General features: G+C 31.2%; 17 protein-coding genes. 7 read left to right on the top strand and 10 right to left on the bottom strand.

Features of this window, described 5'->3' with window-relative positions; all coding sequences use genetic code 11:
• Nucleotides 1–211 precede the first annotated feature (211 nt).
• The 4 genes from nadD to B3M86_RS04515 all read right to left on the bottom strand — a co-directional run bounded on the left by nadD (nt 212) and on the right by B3M86_RS04515 (nt 2735).
• Nucleotides 212–778, bottom strand: coding sequence for a nicotinate (nicotinamide) nucleotide adenylyltransferase (nadD, locus tag B3M86_RS04530; RefSeq protein WP_286495146.1), 567 nt, complete (start codon nt 776–778; stop codon nt 212–214).
• A 75-nt stretch (nt 779–853) separates the two neighbouring features.
• Nucleotides 854–1438: a Maf family nucleotide pyrophosphatase gene (locus tag B3M86_RS04525; protein WP_038336384.1), complete on the bottom strand. Its 585-nt coding sequence runs from the start codon at nt 1436–1438 to the stop codon at nt 854–856.
• A gap of 11 nt (nt 1439–1449) precedes the next feature.
• On the bottom strand, nt 1450–1974 hold the full coding sequence (locus B3M86_RS04520; RefSeq protein WP_291075974.1) for a KdsC family phosphatase: 525 nt from the start codon (nt 1972–1974) through the stop codon (nt 1450–1452).
• Nucleotides 1971–2735: a Rossmann-like and DUF2520 domain-containing protein gene (locus tag B3M86_RS04515; RefSeq protein ID WP_291053100.1), complete on the bottom strand. Its 765-nt coding sequence runs from the start codon at nt 2733–2735 to the stop codon at nt 1971–1973. Before B3M86_RS04515 ends, B3M86_RS04520 begins: the two co-directional genes overlap by 4 nt.
• Before the next feature lie 297 nt (nt 2736–3032).
• Between B3M86_RS04515 and B3M86_RS04510 the strand changes: the two genes are divergently transcribed.
• On the top strand, nt 3033–5414 hold the full coding sequence (locus tag B3M86_RS04510; RefSeq protein ID WP_291075976.1) for a TonB-dependent receptor domain-containing protein: 2382 nt from the start codon (nt 3033–3035) through the stop codon (nt 5412–5414).
• Nucleotides 5415–5507: 93 nt separating this feature from the next.
• On the opposite strand, the gene B3M86_RS04505 is transcribed toward B3M86_RS04510, so the two are convergent.
• From B3M86_RS04505 to B3M86_RS04490, 4 genes are all read right to left on the bottom strand, one after another.
• Nucleotides 5508–6677, bottom strand: coding sequence for a dicarboxylate/amino acid:cation symporter (locus tag B3M86_RS04505; protein ID WP_286486531.1), 1170 nt, complete (start codon nt 6675–6677; stop codon nt 5508–5510).
• Nucleotides 6678–6793: 116 nt separating this feature from the next.
• The gene (locus B3M86_RS04500) at nt 6794–8641 is read right to left on the bottom strand and encodes a LysM peptidoglycan-binding domain-containing protein (RefSeq protein WP_291075979.1); all 1848 of its coding nucleotides are present in this window, start codon (nt 8639–8641) and stop codon (nt 6794–6796) included.
• 42 nt (nt 8642–8683) lie between these two features.
• Nucleotides 8684–10282 carry a bacillithiol biosynthesis cysteine-adding enzyme BshC gene (gene bshC / locus B3M86_RS04495; RefSeq protein WP_114998742.1) on the bottom strand — a complete coding sequence of 533 codons (1599 nt, stop codon included), beginning with the start codon at nt 10280–10282 and terminating at the stop codon, nt 8684–8686.
• Nucleotides 10283–11137, bottom strand: a complete 855-nt coding sequence (locus B3M86_RS04490) for a glycerophosphodiester phosphodiesterase family protein (protein WP_260509597.1) — start codon at nt 11135–11137, stop codon at nt 10283–10285.
• Between the two features lie 132 nt (nt 11138–11269).
• Here B3M86_RS04490 and B3M86_RS04485 point away from each other — a divergent pair, with 132 nt between their 5' ends.
• Entirely contained in the window at nt 11270–11704 is a 435-nt protein-coding gene (locus tag B3M86_RS04485; RefSeq protein ID WP_219033795.1) for a hypothetical protein, read from the top strand.
• A gap of 119 nt (nt 11705–11823) precedes the next feature.
• Nucleotides 11824–12798, top strand: coding sequence for a hypothetical protein (locus B3M86_RS04480; RefSeq protein WP_280035376.1), 975 nt, complete (start codon nt 11824–11826; stop codon nt 12796–12798).
• A gap of 59 nt (nt 12799–12857) precedes the next feature.
• On the opposite strand, the gene B3M86_RS04475 is transcribed toward B3M86_RS04480, so the two are convergent.
• Nucleotides 12858–13952, bottom strand: coding sequence for a mannose-1-phosphate guanylyltransferase (locus B3M86_RS04475; protein WP_291075982.1), 1095 nt, complete (start codon nt 13950–13952; stop codon nt 12858–12860).
• Nucleotides 13953–13961: 9 nt separating this feature from the next.
• A complete protein-coding gene (locus tag B3M86_RS04470; protein WP_180905771.1) occupies nt 13962–14552 on the bottom strand; it encodes a SprT-like domain-containing protein in 591 nt (196 codons plus the stop codon).
• A gap of 53 nt (nt 14553–14605) precedes the next feature.
• On the opposite strand from B3M86_RS04470, the gene B3M86_RS04465 reads away from it, so the two are divergent.
• From B3M86_RS04465 to B3M86_RS04450, 4 genes are all read left to right on the top strand, one after another.
• Nucleotides 14606–15352, top strand: a complete 747-nt coding sequence (locus B3M86_RS04465) for an MlaE family ABC transporter permease (protein ID WP_171622564.1) — start codon at nt 14606–14608, stop codon at nt 15350–15352.
• Entirely contained in the window at nt 15352–16122 is a 771-nt protein-coding gene (locus B3M86_RS04460) for an ABC transporter ATP-binding protein (RefSeq protein WP_280045469.1), read from the top strand. Before B3M86_RS04465 ends, B3M86_RS04460 begins: the two co-directional genes overlap by 1 nt.
• A gap of 21 nt (nt 16123–16143) precedes the next feature.
• Nucleotides 16144–16743, top strand: a complete 600-nt coding sequence (locus B3M86_RS04455) for a porin family protein (protein WP_286479239.1) — start codon at nt 16144–16146, stop codon at nt 16741–16743.
• Nucleotides 16744–16817: 74 nt separating this feature from the next.
• A complete protein-coding gene (locus B3M86_RS04450; protein ID WP_221856203.1) occupies nt 16818–17525 on the top strand; it encodes a tetratricopeptide repeat protein in 708 nt (235 codons plus the stop codon).
• The last annotated feature ends 12 nt before the right edge of the window (nt 17526–17537 follow it).

The raw sequence follows: 17537 nt of genomic DNA, 5'->3' as shown, positions 1-17537 counted from the left end.
AACGAATATAAATTATATTTTGATATTTACTTGATGCGTTTTTTTCAAATGAATTTGTATTGAGTTTATAAAAATTATAATATAATTTATCTTGAGTTTGACAAGATGATAAAAATATGAGTAATAAAATCGAAATGAATTTAGACATATAGTTTTATACCAAATTACTAAAATTAATCCAAATCATAATCTTCAAGTTTCCAAATTAAAATCATCCATACAAATTACTTCCATCCAAATATTCCCAAACTTTTGGAGGTAACATAGGTTTTATATTTTTTTCATCTTTTATTGCATTTCGAATAAATGTAGAAGAAATTTCCATCAAAGGCGCTTCAACCATTTCTACATTATCCAAATTTTCTTTTTGCGAATAACCAGGACGCGGATAAACATACAATTGATAATCGCGCATTAAAATCTCAGCGTTTTTCCATTTCGAAATTCCATCCAAATTATCAGAACCCATAATCAACGCAAAGTCATGCTCAGGAAATTTTTCGTTCAGATGAATTAAGGTATCAATCGTGTAAGAAGGTTTCGGTAACGTAAATTCGATGTTAGAAGCACGAAGATTAGGATAATCTTTAATCGCTAATTCTACCATTTCTAATCGATCATATTCATTTGCTAAAGAACTTTTTTTCTTCAATGGATTTTGAGGCGAAACCACAAACCAAACCTGATCTAAATCGGTGAATTGTTGAAAATGATTGGCAATAATTAAATGTCCGACATGAATAGGATTGAATGATCCAAAATATAAACCGACCTTCATAAAATTGATTTTTTAGAAAAACAAAAATACGATAATTGTAGAATAAAAAAATCCAGCCGGAGCTGGATTATATGTTTAGAATTTTACTAATTCTTTATATAGTTTGTGCGTTGGAAGTCCCATTACATTGAAATAACTTCCATTCATATTCTCCACACCAATGTAACCAATCCATTCCTGAACTCCATAAGCGCCCGCTTTATCGAAAGGTTTGTAATTATCAATGTAGAAATAAATTTCTTCATCTGTTAAATCTGCGAAAGTAACTTGCGTTTCGTCTGAAAAAGTAACTTCTTTTTCTAAAGAACGAATTGTAACTGATGTATAAACAGAATGTGTTTTTCCGCTTAATTTTTTAATCATTTCGTACGCTTCTTCTCTATTCGAAGCTTTTTCTAACGAATCATCATCCACCCAAACAGTTGTATCCGACGTAATAATCAAATCATTTGGTTGAATATCTGTATAAGCTTTGGCTTTTTTAGCGGAAAGATATTCGGTGATTTGTTCTTTCTTGAATTCGTTGCGATCAAATGTTTCGTCAATATCCAGTGAAATTGTCGAAAATTGTAATCCCAATCCAGCTAAAAGTTCTTTTCTTCTTGGCGATTGTGATGCCAAAATGATATTGGTATCTTTTAATTTTTCTGTTAATAACATTTCAAATTCTTTTATACAGAAGCAACTTCTTCTGCATTATACCATTTGTTTTGAACTTTCAAGATTTGTTCTAATAAATCGCGAACACAACCTTTTCCACCGTTTTCTGGTGAAATATATTCCGAAGCTTTGCGCACATCCATACACGCATCGTTAGGACAAGCTGATAATCCAACTAAATTCATCACGGCCAAATCTGGATAATCATCGCCCATATAAGCGATTTCATCAGGATCTAATCCATAAGAAAAAAGTAAATCTTCAAAAGCTTCTACTTTATCACGTTTGTTCACGTAAATATCTGTTAAGCCTAAATATTTTAAACGACTCACTACAGCTTCATCTCTTCCGCCTGTAATCACCGCAATTCGTATTCCTTGTTTGATGGCTAATTGCATTGCATAACCATCGCGCGTATTCATTGTTCTCACCATTTCGCCAGTTGGTAATAAAATTAAATTTCCATCTGTCAAAACTCCATCTACATCTAAAATAACGGTTTTAATGTTATTTAGTTTTTCTTTATAACTTATCATTTTTCGTAAACTCGTTTGATTGAATCTGTCAATATTTGGTAAATCTGTAATAATCTCGAATCATCTTGTAAGGCCTCTAAATGACGATCAATAATCACTTGATCTCCACGTTTTGCTGGACCAGTTTGCGCATCTTTTGGACTCATTTCGATTACTTTATTTGCTGTTTCCTGTATAAGAGGCAACAAAACATCGAACGGAACATTGTTTTGCTCACAAATATTTCCTGCGATATAATATAAATGATTGACAAAATTATTTGCCCAAACACCTGTCATATGCACTTGCATTCTACTTGCAAAATTAAGTTCGTGAACTTCGTTTGAAATTCGATTTCCTAAATCATTCAACGTCTTTAAATCCTCAGGATTTTCGGCTTCGATAAAAAACGGAATATTATCATAACGCATTGTTCTTTCTTTCGAAAAAGTTTGCAACGGATAAAAAACGCCTTTTCGGTAATCGCCTTTCAGAACAAACATTGGAGACGAACCAGAAGTATGTACAACCAAAACATCATCATACGGAATATAATGAGAAAACTCTTCGATTCCAGAATCTGCGCTCGCAATAATATAAATGTCTGCTTTTTCTATTTCAGAAATTTTATCGGTATACGAAATTCTATTTGCTTCTCCGATTTCTCTAGCGTGTTCTAATGTTCTATTGAAAATTTGTCGAACATTGCAAGTGTTTTCGATTAATGCACGAGTTAAGTGAAACGCAACATTTCCCGCACCTAATATGACAATTGAACTCAATGTTTTAGCAATTTTTTGATTAATATTAATTGAATGATAAATGTAAGTTTTTCAGTCGAGGAAAAAAATTTTAAAAAAAATTAAAAATTCTTGTAACATTATTGAAGTTGTTGCGTCTTATTAGTAAAATCATCCAACGATTAGGTTTACGTATTATGCAAAACATAGTACTTGAAAAATAAAAAAAGGTTAAATATTTTGTAACAAAACATTTTTTAAAACGTCTAATTAGGAAAAAGTACGGACAACTCTTATTATGTATTATGTAAAACATAGTACTATTAAAAAATATTAACTATGAGATTAAACAAATTTACTTTAGCTATTCTTTTCTCCGTTTGCTCTATTTACGGATTCTCGCAGGAACAACATCCTGTGAAAGGAAAGATTGAAAATGCAAAAAATGAAGCGGTTGGTATGGCTGCTATTCAGATTTATAAAGCAGATTCAAAAGAATTATTCGATGAAGTGTATGCAAATGAAGACGGAACATTTGAGATTCCAGATTTGGAAGACGGAAATTATCGTTTGGTGATTACAGAATTTGGTTATCAACAATCTGTAACAACTGCAGAGGTAAAAGGAGGTGAATTAAATTTAGGTAACATCATTTTACAAGTAGAAAAAGCGGAAACCGTAGAACTGAAAGGTGCATTTGTTCGTGCGCAAACTTCTCAATATCGTAATGAAATTGATAAACGTATTGTTGAAGTTGGGAACGATTTGGTATCTGCTGGATCTGATGCTGCTTCTGTTCTGAATAATATTCCGTCTGTAAATGTGGATCAACAAACAGGAGCATTGTCATTAAGAGGAAACGAGAATGTAAAAGTTTTTGTAGATGGTAAACCTTCTTCTCAGTCAGCAGCGCAATTGTTAAAGCAAATTCCTTCGAATCAAATTCAACGAATTGAAATTATTACCAATCCTTCAGCAAAATATGAAGCGGATGGAAATTCTGGAATCATCAATATTGTTTTGGTAAAAGGAACTAAAAAAGGTTATAATATTGGGTTGATTGCAGGTTATGAACAAGGAAAGAAAAGCCGTTTCAATACATCATTGAATACAAATGTGAATGTAGGAAAGTTCAATTTATTTGGAAATATTAATTACGCTGATCGTCCAGCAAAACAAAATGGTATTGGTCGTAATTATGATGATCAAATTGATCAATTATTTGATATTCAAAATACAAAAAATAGAAATTTATCGTATAAAGCAGGATTCGATTGGTTTATCAATGATAAAAATGCTTTAACGATTTATACAAATCAGTGGGATGGAGATCATGCTGCTTTAATCAATACAAATGTTTTAAAAACTAATTTTAATAAATTAAATAGAAATGATATTTGGTCAGATTCAAGAAGTTCTGATTATAGTTTGAATTACAAATTAGATTTTAATAAAAAAGATCACAATCTTGTTTTAGATGCATTTTATTCGATTAATAAAGAGGATGATGACAGAGATTACTTAAATACATTTCCAAAAGACGAGTTTTATCAAGAATATCGTTACGATAAAACGCAAACAACTCGTATTAATTTAGATTATACCAATCAAATTGAAAATGCAGGAAAATTAGAAGCAGGAATTCAATATCGTAAAGAGTCTAATGATAATGATATGGATTCTACGAAAGAATTAACAAATCCTCTTAATGGAAATATATATAATCCGTCAGTAGATTTTCAGTTCGATCGTTCGTTTTATTCTGCTTATACAAATTACAAACAGAAATTTAATAAGTTTGGAGCGCAAGTTGGATTACGTTTAGAGCGTGTTGAAGATAATGCAGATTGGTTTTATTCACCAAATGAAGCAGGAACTCTGAAAAAAGATTATACAGATTTATTTCCTTCGGCTTTCTTAACGTATGATTTGACTGAAAAAGCACAATTATCATTAAACTATAGCCGACGAATTAATCGACCAGGAATTTATCAATTAACTCCAGTTCCTCAATATTCAACAGCATTAATGTCGAGCGAAGGAAATCCAAATCTTCGTCCAGAATATACAGATTCTTATGAAATTGGTTATTTAAAACAATTAACAAAAGGTTCTATTTCTGCGAATTTATTTTACAGAAGTGTAAAAGACAATATCATTCAATCATTCAAAAAGGATGAAGATATCGAGTCTGCAATTATTCAGTACAATTTGAACTACGATAAAGTAAATAAATTTGGAGTTGAAGCAAGCTGGAATTATAAATTGGCTAAATGGATGAATGTTTATTTGGCAGGTGATTTTACTTCTTCTGAAATGCAAAATGACCACAAGAAAATTACAGCAAATGTATTTTCTGCTCGTATGAATAATACGTATAATTTATCTAAGAAATTAAGTTTACAACAATTTGGATTCTTTAGAGGTAAAACTAAATTTTTACAAGGAGAAATGTTAGAAATGTGGCGAATGGATTTAGGTTTACGTTACACGTTTATGGACGGAAAAGCTTCTTTGTCTGCTCGTGTTAATGATGTTTTCAAAACGATGCGTGCAAGAGTTCATATGGATGATCCATATTATGGATATGCAAACTTCAACTGGGAATCTCAAACAGCTTACTTAGGATTTACTTACAATTTTGGAGGAAAAGTTAAATCAAGAGCCGAAGCTCAGCAAAATAAAACAGAGCAAAACGGTGGTGGAATCGGTATACAATAAAAAAAAACATTCTTCATTTATTTAAATATTCTTAAAACTAAAAAGAGTTCCAATATTTTTGGAACTCTTTTTTTATTTGGGTTAATATTTTTTTTATTGAACTTCTTTTTTGAATAATTTATTCAACGTTACAGCAATAGCTCCATCTCCAGTTACATTTCCTGCTGTTCCAAAACTATCCATTGCGATATAAAGTGCAATCATCAATGCTTGATTTTCTGCATTAAATCCTAACATCGAAGCAATAATACCAATCGCTGCCATAATCGCTCCACCAGGAACTCCAGGTGCTGCAACCATCGCAATTCCAAGCATCATCATAAATCCTAAAAATTGAACAAAATCAATTTCCATACCTTGTATTAACATCAATGCTAAACAACAACAAACGATTTTTAACATCGAACCAGATAAATGAATTGTTGCACACAACGGCACAGCGAAATTGGCAATTTCATCTCGAACTCCAATTTTCTTTACTTGCGCAATTGTTACAGGAATTGTAGCCGCTGAAGATTGTGTTCCTAATGCTGTGAAATAGGCTGGTAACATCAATTTCATCATGCTAAATGGATTCTTTTTCGCAATAATTCCAGCAATTGTAAATTGAAGCACTAATAAGAAAACATGTAGCACGAAAATTACACCAATTATTTTCAAAAATACATTCATAATTGTTACCACTTGTCCTGAATATGACATGTTCAAGAAGATTCCGAAAATGAAAATTGGTAATAATGGAATGATTAAATTTTGAATTAAATACGTAATAATTTCTTCAAAATCATCTGCAAATTTCCCAAAAGTCGAATCTTTCAATCGTGATAATCCAATTCCGAAAAGAAATGAAAATACCAAAGCTGGCATTACATCAAATAACGGAGGAAATTCTATCGAAAAGTATGGTGTAAATTCTTTTGCTTTTTCGGCTAAATTAATTTGACCAGTTTGATGTTCTAATAATTGTGGAAAGATAGACATACTCGCTGAGTAACCTAATAATCCTGAAAAAATGGTTGATCCGTAAGCAATTAAAACGGTTGCTAATAATAATTTTCCGGCTGTTTGTCCTAATCTTCCAATTGATGGAACAATTAATCCAACAATGATTAATGGAATCAAAAAGTTAAGTAATTCGCTAAAAAAATCATTGAAAGTCATAAAAATACGACCAATAGCTTCTGGTATTATTCCGCCGAGTGAAATTCCGAGTACAATGGCAAGAATAACTTTTACGAGTAAATTGTCTTTAAGTTTGTGCATAGTCAAATTTAGAAAAAATCCGTTCAATACAAGGTTTTAATTCTAAATGTTGATAAAAAGAAAAAAGCGATGCTAAATTTTAGCATCGCTTTTTGGTATATAATTTTTTGATAAAATTATTTTTTAGGTAAACGAACAATTCGGCTCGCATCATTCGTATAAGCTTTGCTTCCGCTTATTTTTTTGTATGCAAACTTCGATGCCAAACGTGTGTTTTCTGTTGTAATATTGTTGGTAACATCACCTTTATTATTCATTCTGTCCACAATATCGTACGTTACATCGTAACCTAATTGCTCGTAACGCGTCGGAAATTCACAATAAACTTCCTTGAAATCTTTGATTACACTTTGCACTTCCGTATCTCTTGTATTGATTAATCGCGCAGTACTAAACACAAAACCAAATTCGCGGAATGCATCGATATTTTTTGCATTATCTGCATTATAAACATCATAAACCGAAACCGATTTTATTCCGTAAGCTTTGATATTATCTTTGTTAAATGTTTTTAATTTCTCTAAATATTGTTTTCCCAAATTATCATCATCACCAACTAAAACCGTAATAATTGGCGTATAATAATCTTCGCCATTCACTTTATCGTGTGGTTGAACAATTTTTGCAGCGCTATCTACAATGACAACATTTGCTTTCAACTGTTTTTCTAATTGTTTTTTCGTATAACTTGCTAACTCTTGATCGTCACGATTTGTTAATAAATAAACTTGTTCTCCAGCAAAGTTTTTCCCAATTTCTTCGATGATTTGATCTGCAATTACTTCATCTTTTGGATTAGAAATCAATAAATCATTGAAAGAATTTAACGAATCGTCATTTGCATAAGGCGAAATCACAGCGATACCAGAATTACTGAAGAAGTTGGCAACTTCTGTAATATCAGACGTGTTCAATGGGCCGATAACAGCATCCGTTTTACTAAAATCTGTTGTTGATAAAATATCTTGCAAGTTTCCGTTTTTCGTATCGATCACTTTCACATTTACATTTTTACCTTTTTTCGCCAAATGAGTCAACGCTAATTTAGCTCCAGTAAAAAATTGCATTGCTTGCGAATTTTTTAATTGCGGATTATTTGCAACATCAAAAGGTAGCATAATAGCAACATTAATTTCATTGTCATTAGCACGTTTCAACTTTCCTGCAGTTCCGTATTTGATGATTTTAGCATTTTTTTGCAATGGAATTTTAAGTGTCATTCCAGCTTTTAAACCATTGATTAAATCAGGATTTAAACGCAATAACTCATCTAAATTCGTGTTGTATTTTTCTAAAATTCCGTAAGCCGAATCTCCATTCTGAACAACATAGTTGATCGTGTTTTCTTCGATTACAACAGAACCAGATTTTTTAGGAATCGTTATCACCATTCCTTCTTTTACACCTGTTTGTAAAGCTGGATTTTCTGCATATAAATCGTCAACACTTACATTATACTGTTTTGCTAAAGTGTATAAAGTTTCTCCTTTTTTGATTAAATGCGTTCCTTTTGGAACAGAAAAAACTTTATTTGTCACATCTTTTGGAAGCTTGATTACGTCACCAATTTCTAAACCTCTTTCTTTGATTTGAGGGTTTAATGAGTTCAATGTTTCTTCCGAAATTTTATATTTTTTTGTCAAATTGTAAACCGTTTCTTTCGGCTCAATTGTAATATATTGATAATTATCGTCCGAAATTTTTACGTTTGACGTAGTCGTTTGTGTATTGGTTTCAGTTGGTTTGGTTGTCGTAGTTCCTTTACCTGGAATCACAATCAAATCACCTGGATGAATCCCATTTTTTTCAATTTTAGGATTGGCTTTATACAATTCTTCTTGCGAAACACCATATTGCTTCGAAATTCCGTAAACGGTTTCTTTTGCTTGAACTGTATGCGTTTTTTGTTGAGCATAAAGTGCTGATGCACCAACAAATAACAATAAAGCTAATATTTTTTTCATTTAGATGAATTTTCGTGGTCAAATATACAAATTATGTTTTGTTTAGAGTTCCTCTTTCAATGTATTTATGATGAACTCAAATTCAAAAGGTCGAAGACTATCTTCAATAAAATCAATGAAATACTGAATATTAATGTAATCAAAATCAGCAAAATTTTTCACACGTTCTTGCAAACCATTTTGTTGAGAAAGATCATTTAATAATTGCTCGATTCTCTTCAATAAATCTTCATTTTTTTTCACTTCTGCATGCACCAAACGTTGTTTTATTTTCTCAAAACCTTTCAACTGTTTTGTGCGCTGCGCTTGTATCATATCGGCAAAAGAAGATTCTGTTAACGAACTCAAATGTTCCAAACGTTCAAAAATGCTTTTTAATTCTTCTTCCAATTCAGGAAGTTTTGGAGCAATTTCTGATGAATTTATCGAACGTTTTTTTGTGATTGCTAAACTATTCGAAAATAAATCTTCGTTTGATAGATCTAATTTTTGTTGTTTTTCGTATTGTTTTTCAGTTCGGATTAACAATGAATTTCTCAAAACTAAAAGTGGAAAATCAACTTCAAATTGATTGAACATTTCTTTCAGTTGTAACCAATAAGCCATTTCGCCACCGCCGCCAACATAGGCAACATTTGGTAAAATTGTTTCTTGGTACAATGGTCTCAAAATCACATTTGGGCTAAATTTATCTGGATTTTGATGTAAATCGGCAATAATTTCTTCTTTCGAAAATTTGATTGAAGTGTTATTGACAAAATACGTTCCATTTTGTTCAACAATACGTTCGCGCGAATTATTTTGATTGATATAAAACAAATTTATCTCACGAGGATTCACTTGAATAGAATACCCCAATTGTTCTAATTTCTCATTTTGAGGTATTACTTTTTTGAACGATATTGACTGAATTAATTCTTCTTCAAAAGTTGGAATCATCAATTTTTTCAATTCTTTATCATCTCCATCAATCATCAACAATCCAAGATCTTTGAATAATAAATGAACCAATTTTCGTGTTGCGTCTGTCAAATTATCATTCGATAAATAAGATGCTTCAATCAAATTTTGCAATTCAGTTTTCTTTTTTCCATTTGGAATTAATGACAAAAATGAATCAAAAACTTTTTGTAAACCGTTTGTTGATAAACGACCAACTGGTCCACCAAATTCTTTTTCCCAATGAATAATTCGATCTCCAAATTTGAAATGATTAATTTCTTCGAAATCGTGATCTTCTGTCGCCATCCAAAACATCGGAACAAAATTGATTTCACTTTGTTCATTATTCAATTCTTCGCATGCTTTGATAACTTGCAAAATTTTATAAAAAAAGAAAATTGGACCTGTAAATAAATTTAATTGATGTCCAGTCGTAATTGTTACTGTATTCTTTTCTCTTAATTTTTGTAGATTATTTTGTTGCTTTTCCGATAAATCTAAATGACCTAATTGTTTCGAAATTTGTTCAACAAGAATTGCTCTATTTTTATAATGTCCAAGCTTATTTTTCGCTTGTTTTATATAGTTTTCTTTGGTTGGAAATAGGTTGTAGAAGTTTTTCAAATCCTCGTCTTGATTGATATAATTTAGCATCAATTTTGAAAAATAATTTGAATCCTTAAGTGATATTGTTTCCATTTAATTTTTATTAATCGTTTGATGTACATCCATTGCTCTGTCTGTTGCAAAAATGTCGACACCATCTTTTTCTAAATCGCGGTAAAGTTGTCCATTTCTCGCCGAAACACTTTTGTCTAAGTTTCCTAACGTCCCAAAAATGACCAAAATATCCTTGTCATGAATTTTGTTTAAAAATGATTTGTCATTGCGTCGAGTTCCTGTAAAGGCAACCATTTTGTCAGTCGGAATTCCGCTGTTCATCATTTCATTAAATTCGCGTTCGTTTCGCATCGAAACAGACAATAGCATATCTGGCGCAAGTTGATGCAACTTTTTCGCTTGACCAACTGTATACGTCACCAAAACAACCTGTTTTTGCATGTTTACATGTTCTATTGTCTTCACAATATCACGATAATCAACACCTTTTTTGATGTCAACCATAAAATAAATCGGTTTACTTTTCCCCCAATTTAGCGCTTCTGCAAAAGTCGGAATTTTGTATGACGTTTGTTGTCCAAAATCATCTACCAAAAAGTATTCCTTAATGGTTTTTAAGTCAACTTGATTGACATCTTGTCGCCCTGTGCTTGTTCGTTGCAACGAATTATCGTGCATTAAAATAAGTTGATTATCCTTTGTTTCGGCAACATCAATCTCAAAAATTTGTATTCCTTTTTGATAAAGATGTTCAAAAGTTTCGACACAATTTTCGGGAAAACCATGTATTCCACTTCCTCCACGATGCGCGCTGACAAAATTTTTGTTTTTGGTCGAATATTTGAAGGATATTTCTTCGGATGAAGTATTTTGATGTGTTTTGGATTGATTTTTCTTCGGATTACAACTAAAAATAGTCAGTAAACTGAACATTAAAATTCTGAAATAATATCGTTTAAAATAGCTGAAATTCATTTTTTTAAATAAAAAATTAAATTAATTCATTCTAAAATTACGAATGAAGCTGTAAATTTAAACTGAAAATAATCAACAAAATAAATTATTATGGGACTTAGAACTTTTTTGAAAAGAATTTTAGGAAAAACGGAAACCGCGATTGATGTTGCGGGAGATAAATTTGACGATGTTTCGGCAACTGTGAAAAAAGCAGGAACATTGATTGCAGATGATGCATCGGATTTTGCGCGTAAAACAATCAATAATATAAAAGATGCTTCTGGTGATCTGAAAGAACAATCGAAAGAAGCCGCTAGAGATTTTAAAGAAAGATCGAAGCAAGATTATAACGAAGTAAAAGATATTGCGGAAAAGCAAATGAAAGAAACAAGTGCTTTTGTGAAAGAGAAAGTTTCGGATTTGAAAGAAACTTTTAAAGAAGAAAAAACAGAATTGGAAGAAAAAGCTGATGAATTAAAAACAAAAGCCGAAAATAAATTAGACGAAGCTTCTGAAGACATTAAAAAAGAGACATACGATTAAAAAGTCTTTATTTATTAAGTTTTATTACAATTTGTAAATGTTAAATTTAACATTAGTTATTAATTATTATAAAATTGGTTTAATTTTTGATTCAATAATTTTTCCTCGAAATAATTAAAATGACTGAATACAAAGATCTCGAGCCCTCTACAAACCCTAAACATAAAAATGAATTCGTAAAGAATATTATTATTGCTGTTTTAGCAGTATCCTTGTTATTAGCTATTGGGTATATTGTATATTCTAAAGAAGCAAATGCAAAATCTTCGATAGAAATGCAAAGTGATATCAATGATTTGGAACGATCTAGAGAAATTCTGAAACAAGAATTACGTATAATTAGATCAGATTTTGATGATGCTAAAACTCGTGTTGTAAAAAAAGATTCTTCTTTAAGTTATCAAGATCGATTGATTTTGGAGAAACAAAAAGAGATTCAATCAATCTTAAATAAAGAAGGAATTACAAGTGGAGAATTGCAACGTGCTAAACGTTTGATAACCTCTTTACAAGCAGATATTAAAGTTTATAAAGAAGAAATTGTTCGCTTGAAAGACGAAAATAAAAAGCTGACAAACAAGAATACAGAGTTAACTTCGGAAAATTCTCATTTGAATGAGCAGAAAAAAACTGTTGAATCAAATTTGAGTACTGAAAAAGAAAATCATCAGAATTTAATCAAAGAAACAAATTCTACTTTATCGATTTCAAATTATACGATTAAAGGTTTGCGAGTAAAATCAAGCGGAAAAGAAGTGGAAACAACGCGAGCAAGAAGAATTGATAAGGTTAGAGTATCCTTTGATTTGGATAAAAACTTGAATGCGACTTCAGAAACCAAAGAATTGTATGTATCTATTTATAAACCAAGCGGCGAGATAGGAAAATTTAAAGGGGCTGATGCTGGTGAAACAACTTTACGTTCTGGATCTTCTGTAGAATATTCTGATCGTGTAAAAGTTAATTACAATAATATGTCTGGTTCAAGAGTTAATTTTGACTGGGTTGATTATGATTTTCCAAAAGGTGAATATAAAATTGATATTTACCAAAATGGATACAAAGTTGGTCAAAATGTGATTACACTTCGATAAAGATTAAAATTATAAATACATAAAAAAAACTCTTCAAGATTCTTGAAGAGTTTTTTTTATTAACAATATTTTTCTCCGTTTTTCTGTAATTTCAAATCGCTCACATAAGTTTTTATAAACTGTACATTGCTTCGAGGACAAATGAGTAATCCTTTCTCCGAATTAATAACCACATAACTGTCTAATCCATCAATAATAATAGCTTTGTCTTGTGTAGAATAAATAAAATTATTTTTAGCGTTGTAACCAGAAAAATGTTTGCATAATAATGTATTGTGATTTTCGTCCTGATCTTCACCTGTGTATTTATACTTTTCGTTGATTGCAGACCAAGTTCCAATATCACTCCAGCCAAAAGTTGTTGGAATGACATAAACATTATCTGCTTGTTCTAAAATTCCTTTGTTGATAGAAGTTACATCTAACGTTGTGTAAACAGGTTTTAAAGTTTCTGTATTTTGTAAAGAACGTTCAAGATTAAAATATTTTTTCAAAGTTTCTTTCATCGAAGGTAAATGTTGTTGAAAAGCTTTTACAATACTATCTACAGACCAAATAAGGATTCCTGTATTCCAAATAAATTCACCACTCGTTATAAAAGATTCAGCAAATTCTAAATCAGGTTTATCGATATAAGATTTTACTTTTTTTATAGGTGTTGTATTTTCGATGAACTGAATATAACTGTAATTAACATCTGGTCGCGTTGGAGCTACTCCCAAAGTAATCAATCGATCGTTATCAGCATCTTCGAAAGCAAGATTTACTTTTTCTACAAATTCATCTTCATCAAAAATAAAATGATCTGAAGGAGAAATAATCAATTTTGCATTTGGATTAAATTGTTGGATTGTCATTGCGGCCAATAAATTACAAGCTGCGGTATTCATGACTCTTGGTTCGATGATAAAATTTTTATCCTCAAAATCTGGTAATTGTTCTTTTACAATCTCTTTATAATCTTGAATAGTTACAATGAAAATATTTTCTTGCGGAACGATTTTTTTAAGGCGATTATACGTTAATTGAATAAAAGTTTTTCCTATTCCTAATAAATCATGAAATTGTTTTGGTTTCTTAATTGTACTCAAAGGCCATAATCTCACTCCTGTACCACTGGCAAGGATAACAGCGTAGTTATCTTTATTATTCATGATTGTCTTTTAAAGTTTATTTACAGTTGCAGTTGCGTTTATCAAATATTTTTTCTTGGTTTTCAACTCTAAACAAAGATACCTTAATTTTCGTTTAGATTCTTTTTTAAAGATTCTTTTTCCAATCGAAAATATTGTGCCATCCTCCAAATCTTCAAGATAAATTTGAGCAGGATTTTTATCATCTATAATATATTTTGAGATATTAATATCCGCTCCTAAACTTGCCTTTGGATGTTTGGCATGATGAAGAATATACGGTTGCAATTCTTCGGGATAAATGTGAAGAGATTCTAATAATAAATGCCCAAAAATGGTTTTCCATTCTTTTCCATGCGGATTTATTTTACGAGAATCAAACTGAACAAAAGTTTTGAGATGCGCCACTTCATGTGTAAAAACAAAAAAGAAAGCATACTGATTTAAGTCGCCATTCACTGTAATTTGATGACGATTATTTTCGACTAATTTGCGATAATCTCCCAATTTAGTTTCACGTCTTCTTGTAATTTTTAACGTTATAAAATGATTTTCTAACCACTTTTTTACATACAAGTCTGCATTATGAGGGAGATAAGAAGTTAAATGTTCTAAATTCACATTGTGCAAGATAAATAAAAAGCCTTTCCAATAAAAATATTAATTTTGTCGTAATGAAACTAATCGAAAATTTAGGGTCATACTTTATGCTTATGGGTAAAGTATTTAGCAAACCTCAAAAATTGAGCGTTTTCTGGAAATTGACCGTTAGAGAAATATATGATTTAGGTGTCAACTCTTTAGGGATTGTAACCTTTATCTCAACATTTATGGGTGCAGTTGTAGCAATACAAATGGCACAAAACTTTCAAGGAGCTTCTATTCCTGTTCCAGATGCCTACATTGGTTATGCAACCAAAGTGGTTTTGGTATTAGAGTTTGCTCCAACCATTATGTCGCTAATTTTAGTTGGTAAAGTAGGTTCGTACATCGCTTCGAGTATTGGAACCATGCGTGTTACCGAACAAATTGATGCGTTAGATGTTATGGGAATCAATTCTGCAAACTTCTTGATTTTACCAAAAATTATCGCCTGTGTATTTTTCAATCCTTTATTGGTTATGATTTCTATTGGATTTGGATTATTAGGAGGTTACTACATTGGTGTTTTTACAAAACTATGGTCAGCGGCCGATTTTATTACAGGTTTACAAATGAATATGGCAACAAAATTGTTTGTCTATACATTCCTTAAAACAATGGTATTCGCGTTTGTTATCGCAACAATTCCGGCATATTATGGTTATAAAGTAAAAGGAGGTTCGTTAGAAGTTGGTCGTTCTGCAACAACAGCTGTTGTATGGACATCAGTAGCAATTATTGTGATCAATTTAATATTAACACAAACAATTTTGAGCTAATGATTGAAGTAAAAGATATCAGAAAATCATTTGATGCAGTAGAAGTACTGAAAGGTTTTTCTGTCACTTTCGAGAAAGGAAAAGTTAGTTTAATTATTGGTCAAAGTGGTTCTGGAAAAACAGTTTTCTTGAAAAATTTGATTGGATTATTAACACCAACTTCAGGTCAAATTTTGTACGAAGGAGATAATATGATCGAGTTTGATTACAAAGAAAAACAACGTTTACGTTCAGAAATTGGAGTAGTTTTCCAAGGTTCGGCTTTGTATGATACGATGAATATTGTTGAAAATGTAAAATTTCCATTGCAAATGTTTTCGGATATGTCAAATGCTGATGCCGAAAAACGTGCACGTGAAGTGTTAGATCGTGTAGAAATAGCTCGTACAGCGCTAAAAAAATATCCGTCAGAAATATCTGGAGGAATGCAAAAACGTGTGGCAATTGCGCGTGCGATTGTAAATAATCCAAAATATTTGTTTGCTGATGAGCCAAACTCTGGTCTTGATCCGAAAACGGCTTTAGTTATCGACCAATTAATTTATGATATCACAAAAGAATATAACACAACAACCGTTGTAAATACACATGATATGAACTCAGTAATGGAAATTGGAGATCATATTGTTTTCTTAAAAAATGGTTTCTTGGAATGGGAAGGGACAAAAGAGGAGATTTTGGTGGCTGATAATCCAAATGTTATTGATTTTGTATATTCGTCAAATCTTTTCAAGAAATTAAGAGAAGCCTTATTAAAAGAGCAACAATAAATCAATAAAAATAAAAATTCTATGAAAAAATTAATTTTAACTGCAATTGTAGGTTTAGCTGCAAATTTTGCTACAGCACAAAATATCGATTTTGGTATCAAAGGTGGAGCTGTTTTCAATACAGATAAAGGAAAAGTTTGGCAAGATGCTGGAAATATTTTCAAGAGAGATGGAAAAGCTTCTGCTGGATTTCAAGCGGGTGCTTTAGCGCGCGTTTCTTTAGCAGGAATTTACATTCAGCCAGAGTTATTGTATACGCAATTCAAAAATGAATATGATGTTGATGGACAAAATCTTGATGTAACTAAAAAACGTTTAGATATTCCTGTAAATGTTGGAAAAAGATTTTTAGGAATCGGACACGTTCAAGCTGGTCCAGTTTTCTCTTACTATTTTGATGATAAATTATCTGTAAAAGATTTTACAACTGCAAAACAAGACGAATTCAATGTCGGAATGCAAATTGGTGCAGGTGTAGAAGTTTCTAAATTATTATTCGATTTACGTTACGAATTCGGTTTAGGAAAAGTTGGATCTGACATTTTGAACGGATCAAATGGACAATATAGAACAGAAAATCGTCCACAAATGTTGAACTTATCAGTAGCATATTTATTCTAAAAGGTTGTTTGTAAATAAATTTATTGGATATATTTGTTCCAAATTGTATTTTTGCAACCTCGTAAATTATTAAAATGGCAAAAAATAATAAAAAAGAAGAATTCGCAACAGAGCAATTCGTAGAAAAATTAGATAGAACAGCTTTCAACGTAGAGTTCTTTGTTGAAAAATATGCTAAAGCAATTGGTATTGGTTTAGGAGTAATTATTGTAGCTGTTTTAGGTTATTTTGCTTACTTAAAATTAGTCGTAGAACCTAAATCGGATGACGCTTTCAAAGAAATGGTACAAGCAGAACGTCTTTTCGATCAAGATTCTATTAACGTCGCTCTTAATGGTAGCGCAGGAAGTTTCCAAGGTTTACAACAAATTGTTGATGAATATGGAAATACTGATGCTGGTAATTTAGCACGTTTCAAAGCGGCAAGTTCTTATTATAAATTAGGAGATTACGCGTCTGCTGTTAAATTATTAGAAGATTTTGACACAGATGACAATGTGATGTTAGCGCAAAAATATGGTATGTTAGGAAATGCATTAGTTGCTTCTAACAAATTAGAAGAAGGTTTACCTTACTATGTAAAAGCTGCTGAAGCGACAGAAGTTGAAACTTTACAATCAACTTACTACACAAAAGCAGGTGAAATTGCAATGGAATTAGGTAAAAATGCTGATGCTTTAAAATATTTTCAAGCTTTAGAGGATAAATATCCAAATGCAAATAATGGTGAAACCGCGAAGTTTATTGAGCGTTTAAAATACGCTTCTGAAACTGCGAAATAATTCACTTCAAAA

Origin of the sequence: Empedobacter sp. UBA6305 (assembly GCF_002440405.1) — a bacterium.
Taxonomy (GTDB): domain Bacteria; phylum Bacteroidota; class Bacteroidia; order Flavobacteriales; family Weeksellaceae; genus Empedobacter; species Empedobacter falsenii_B.
This window is presented reverse-complemented; position numbering and strand designations above follow the sequence as displayed.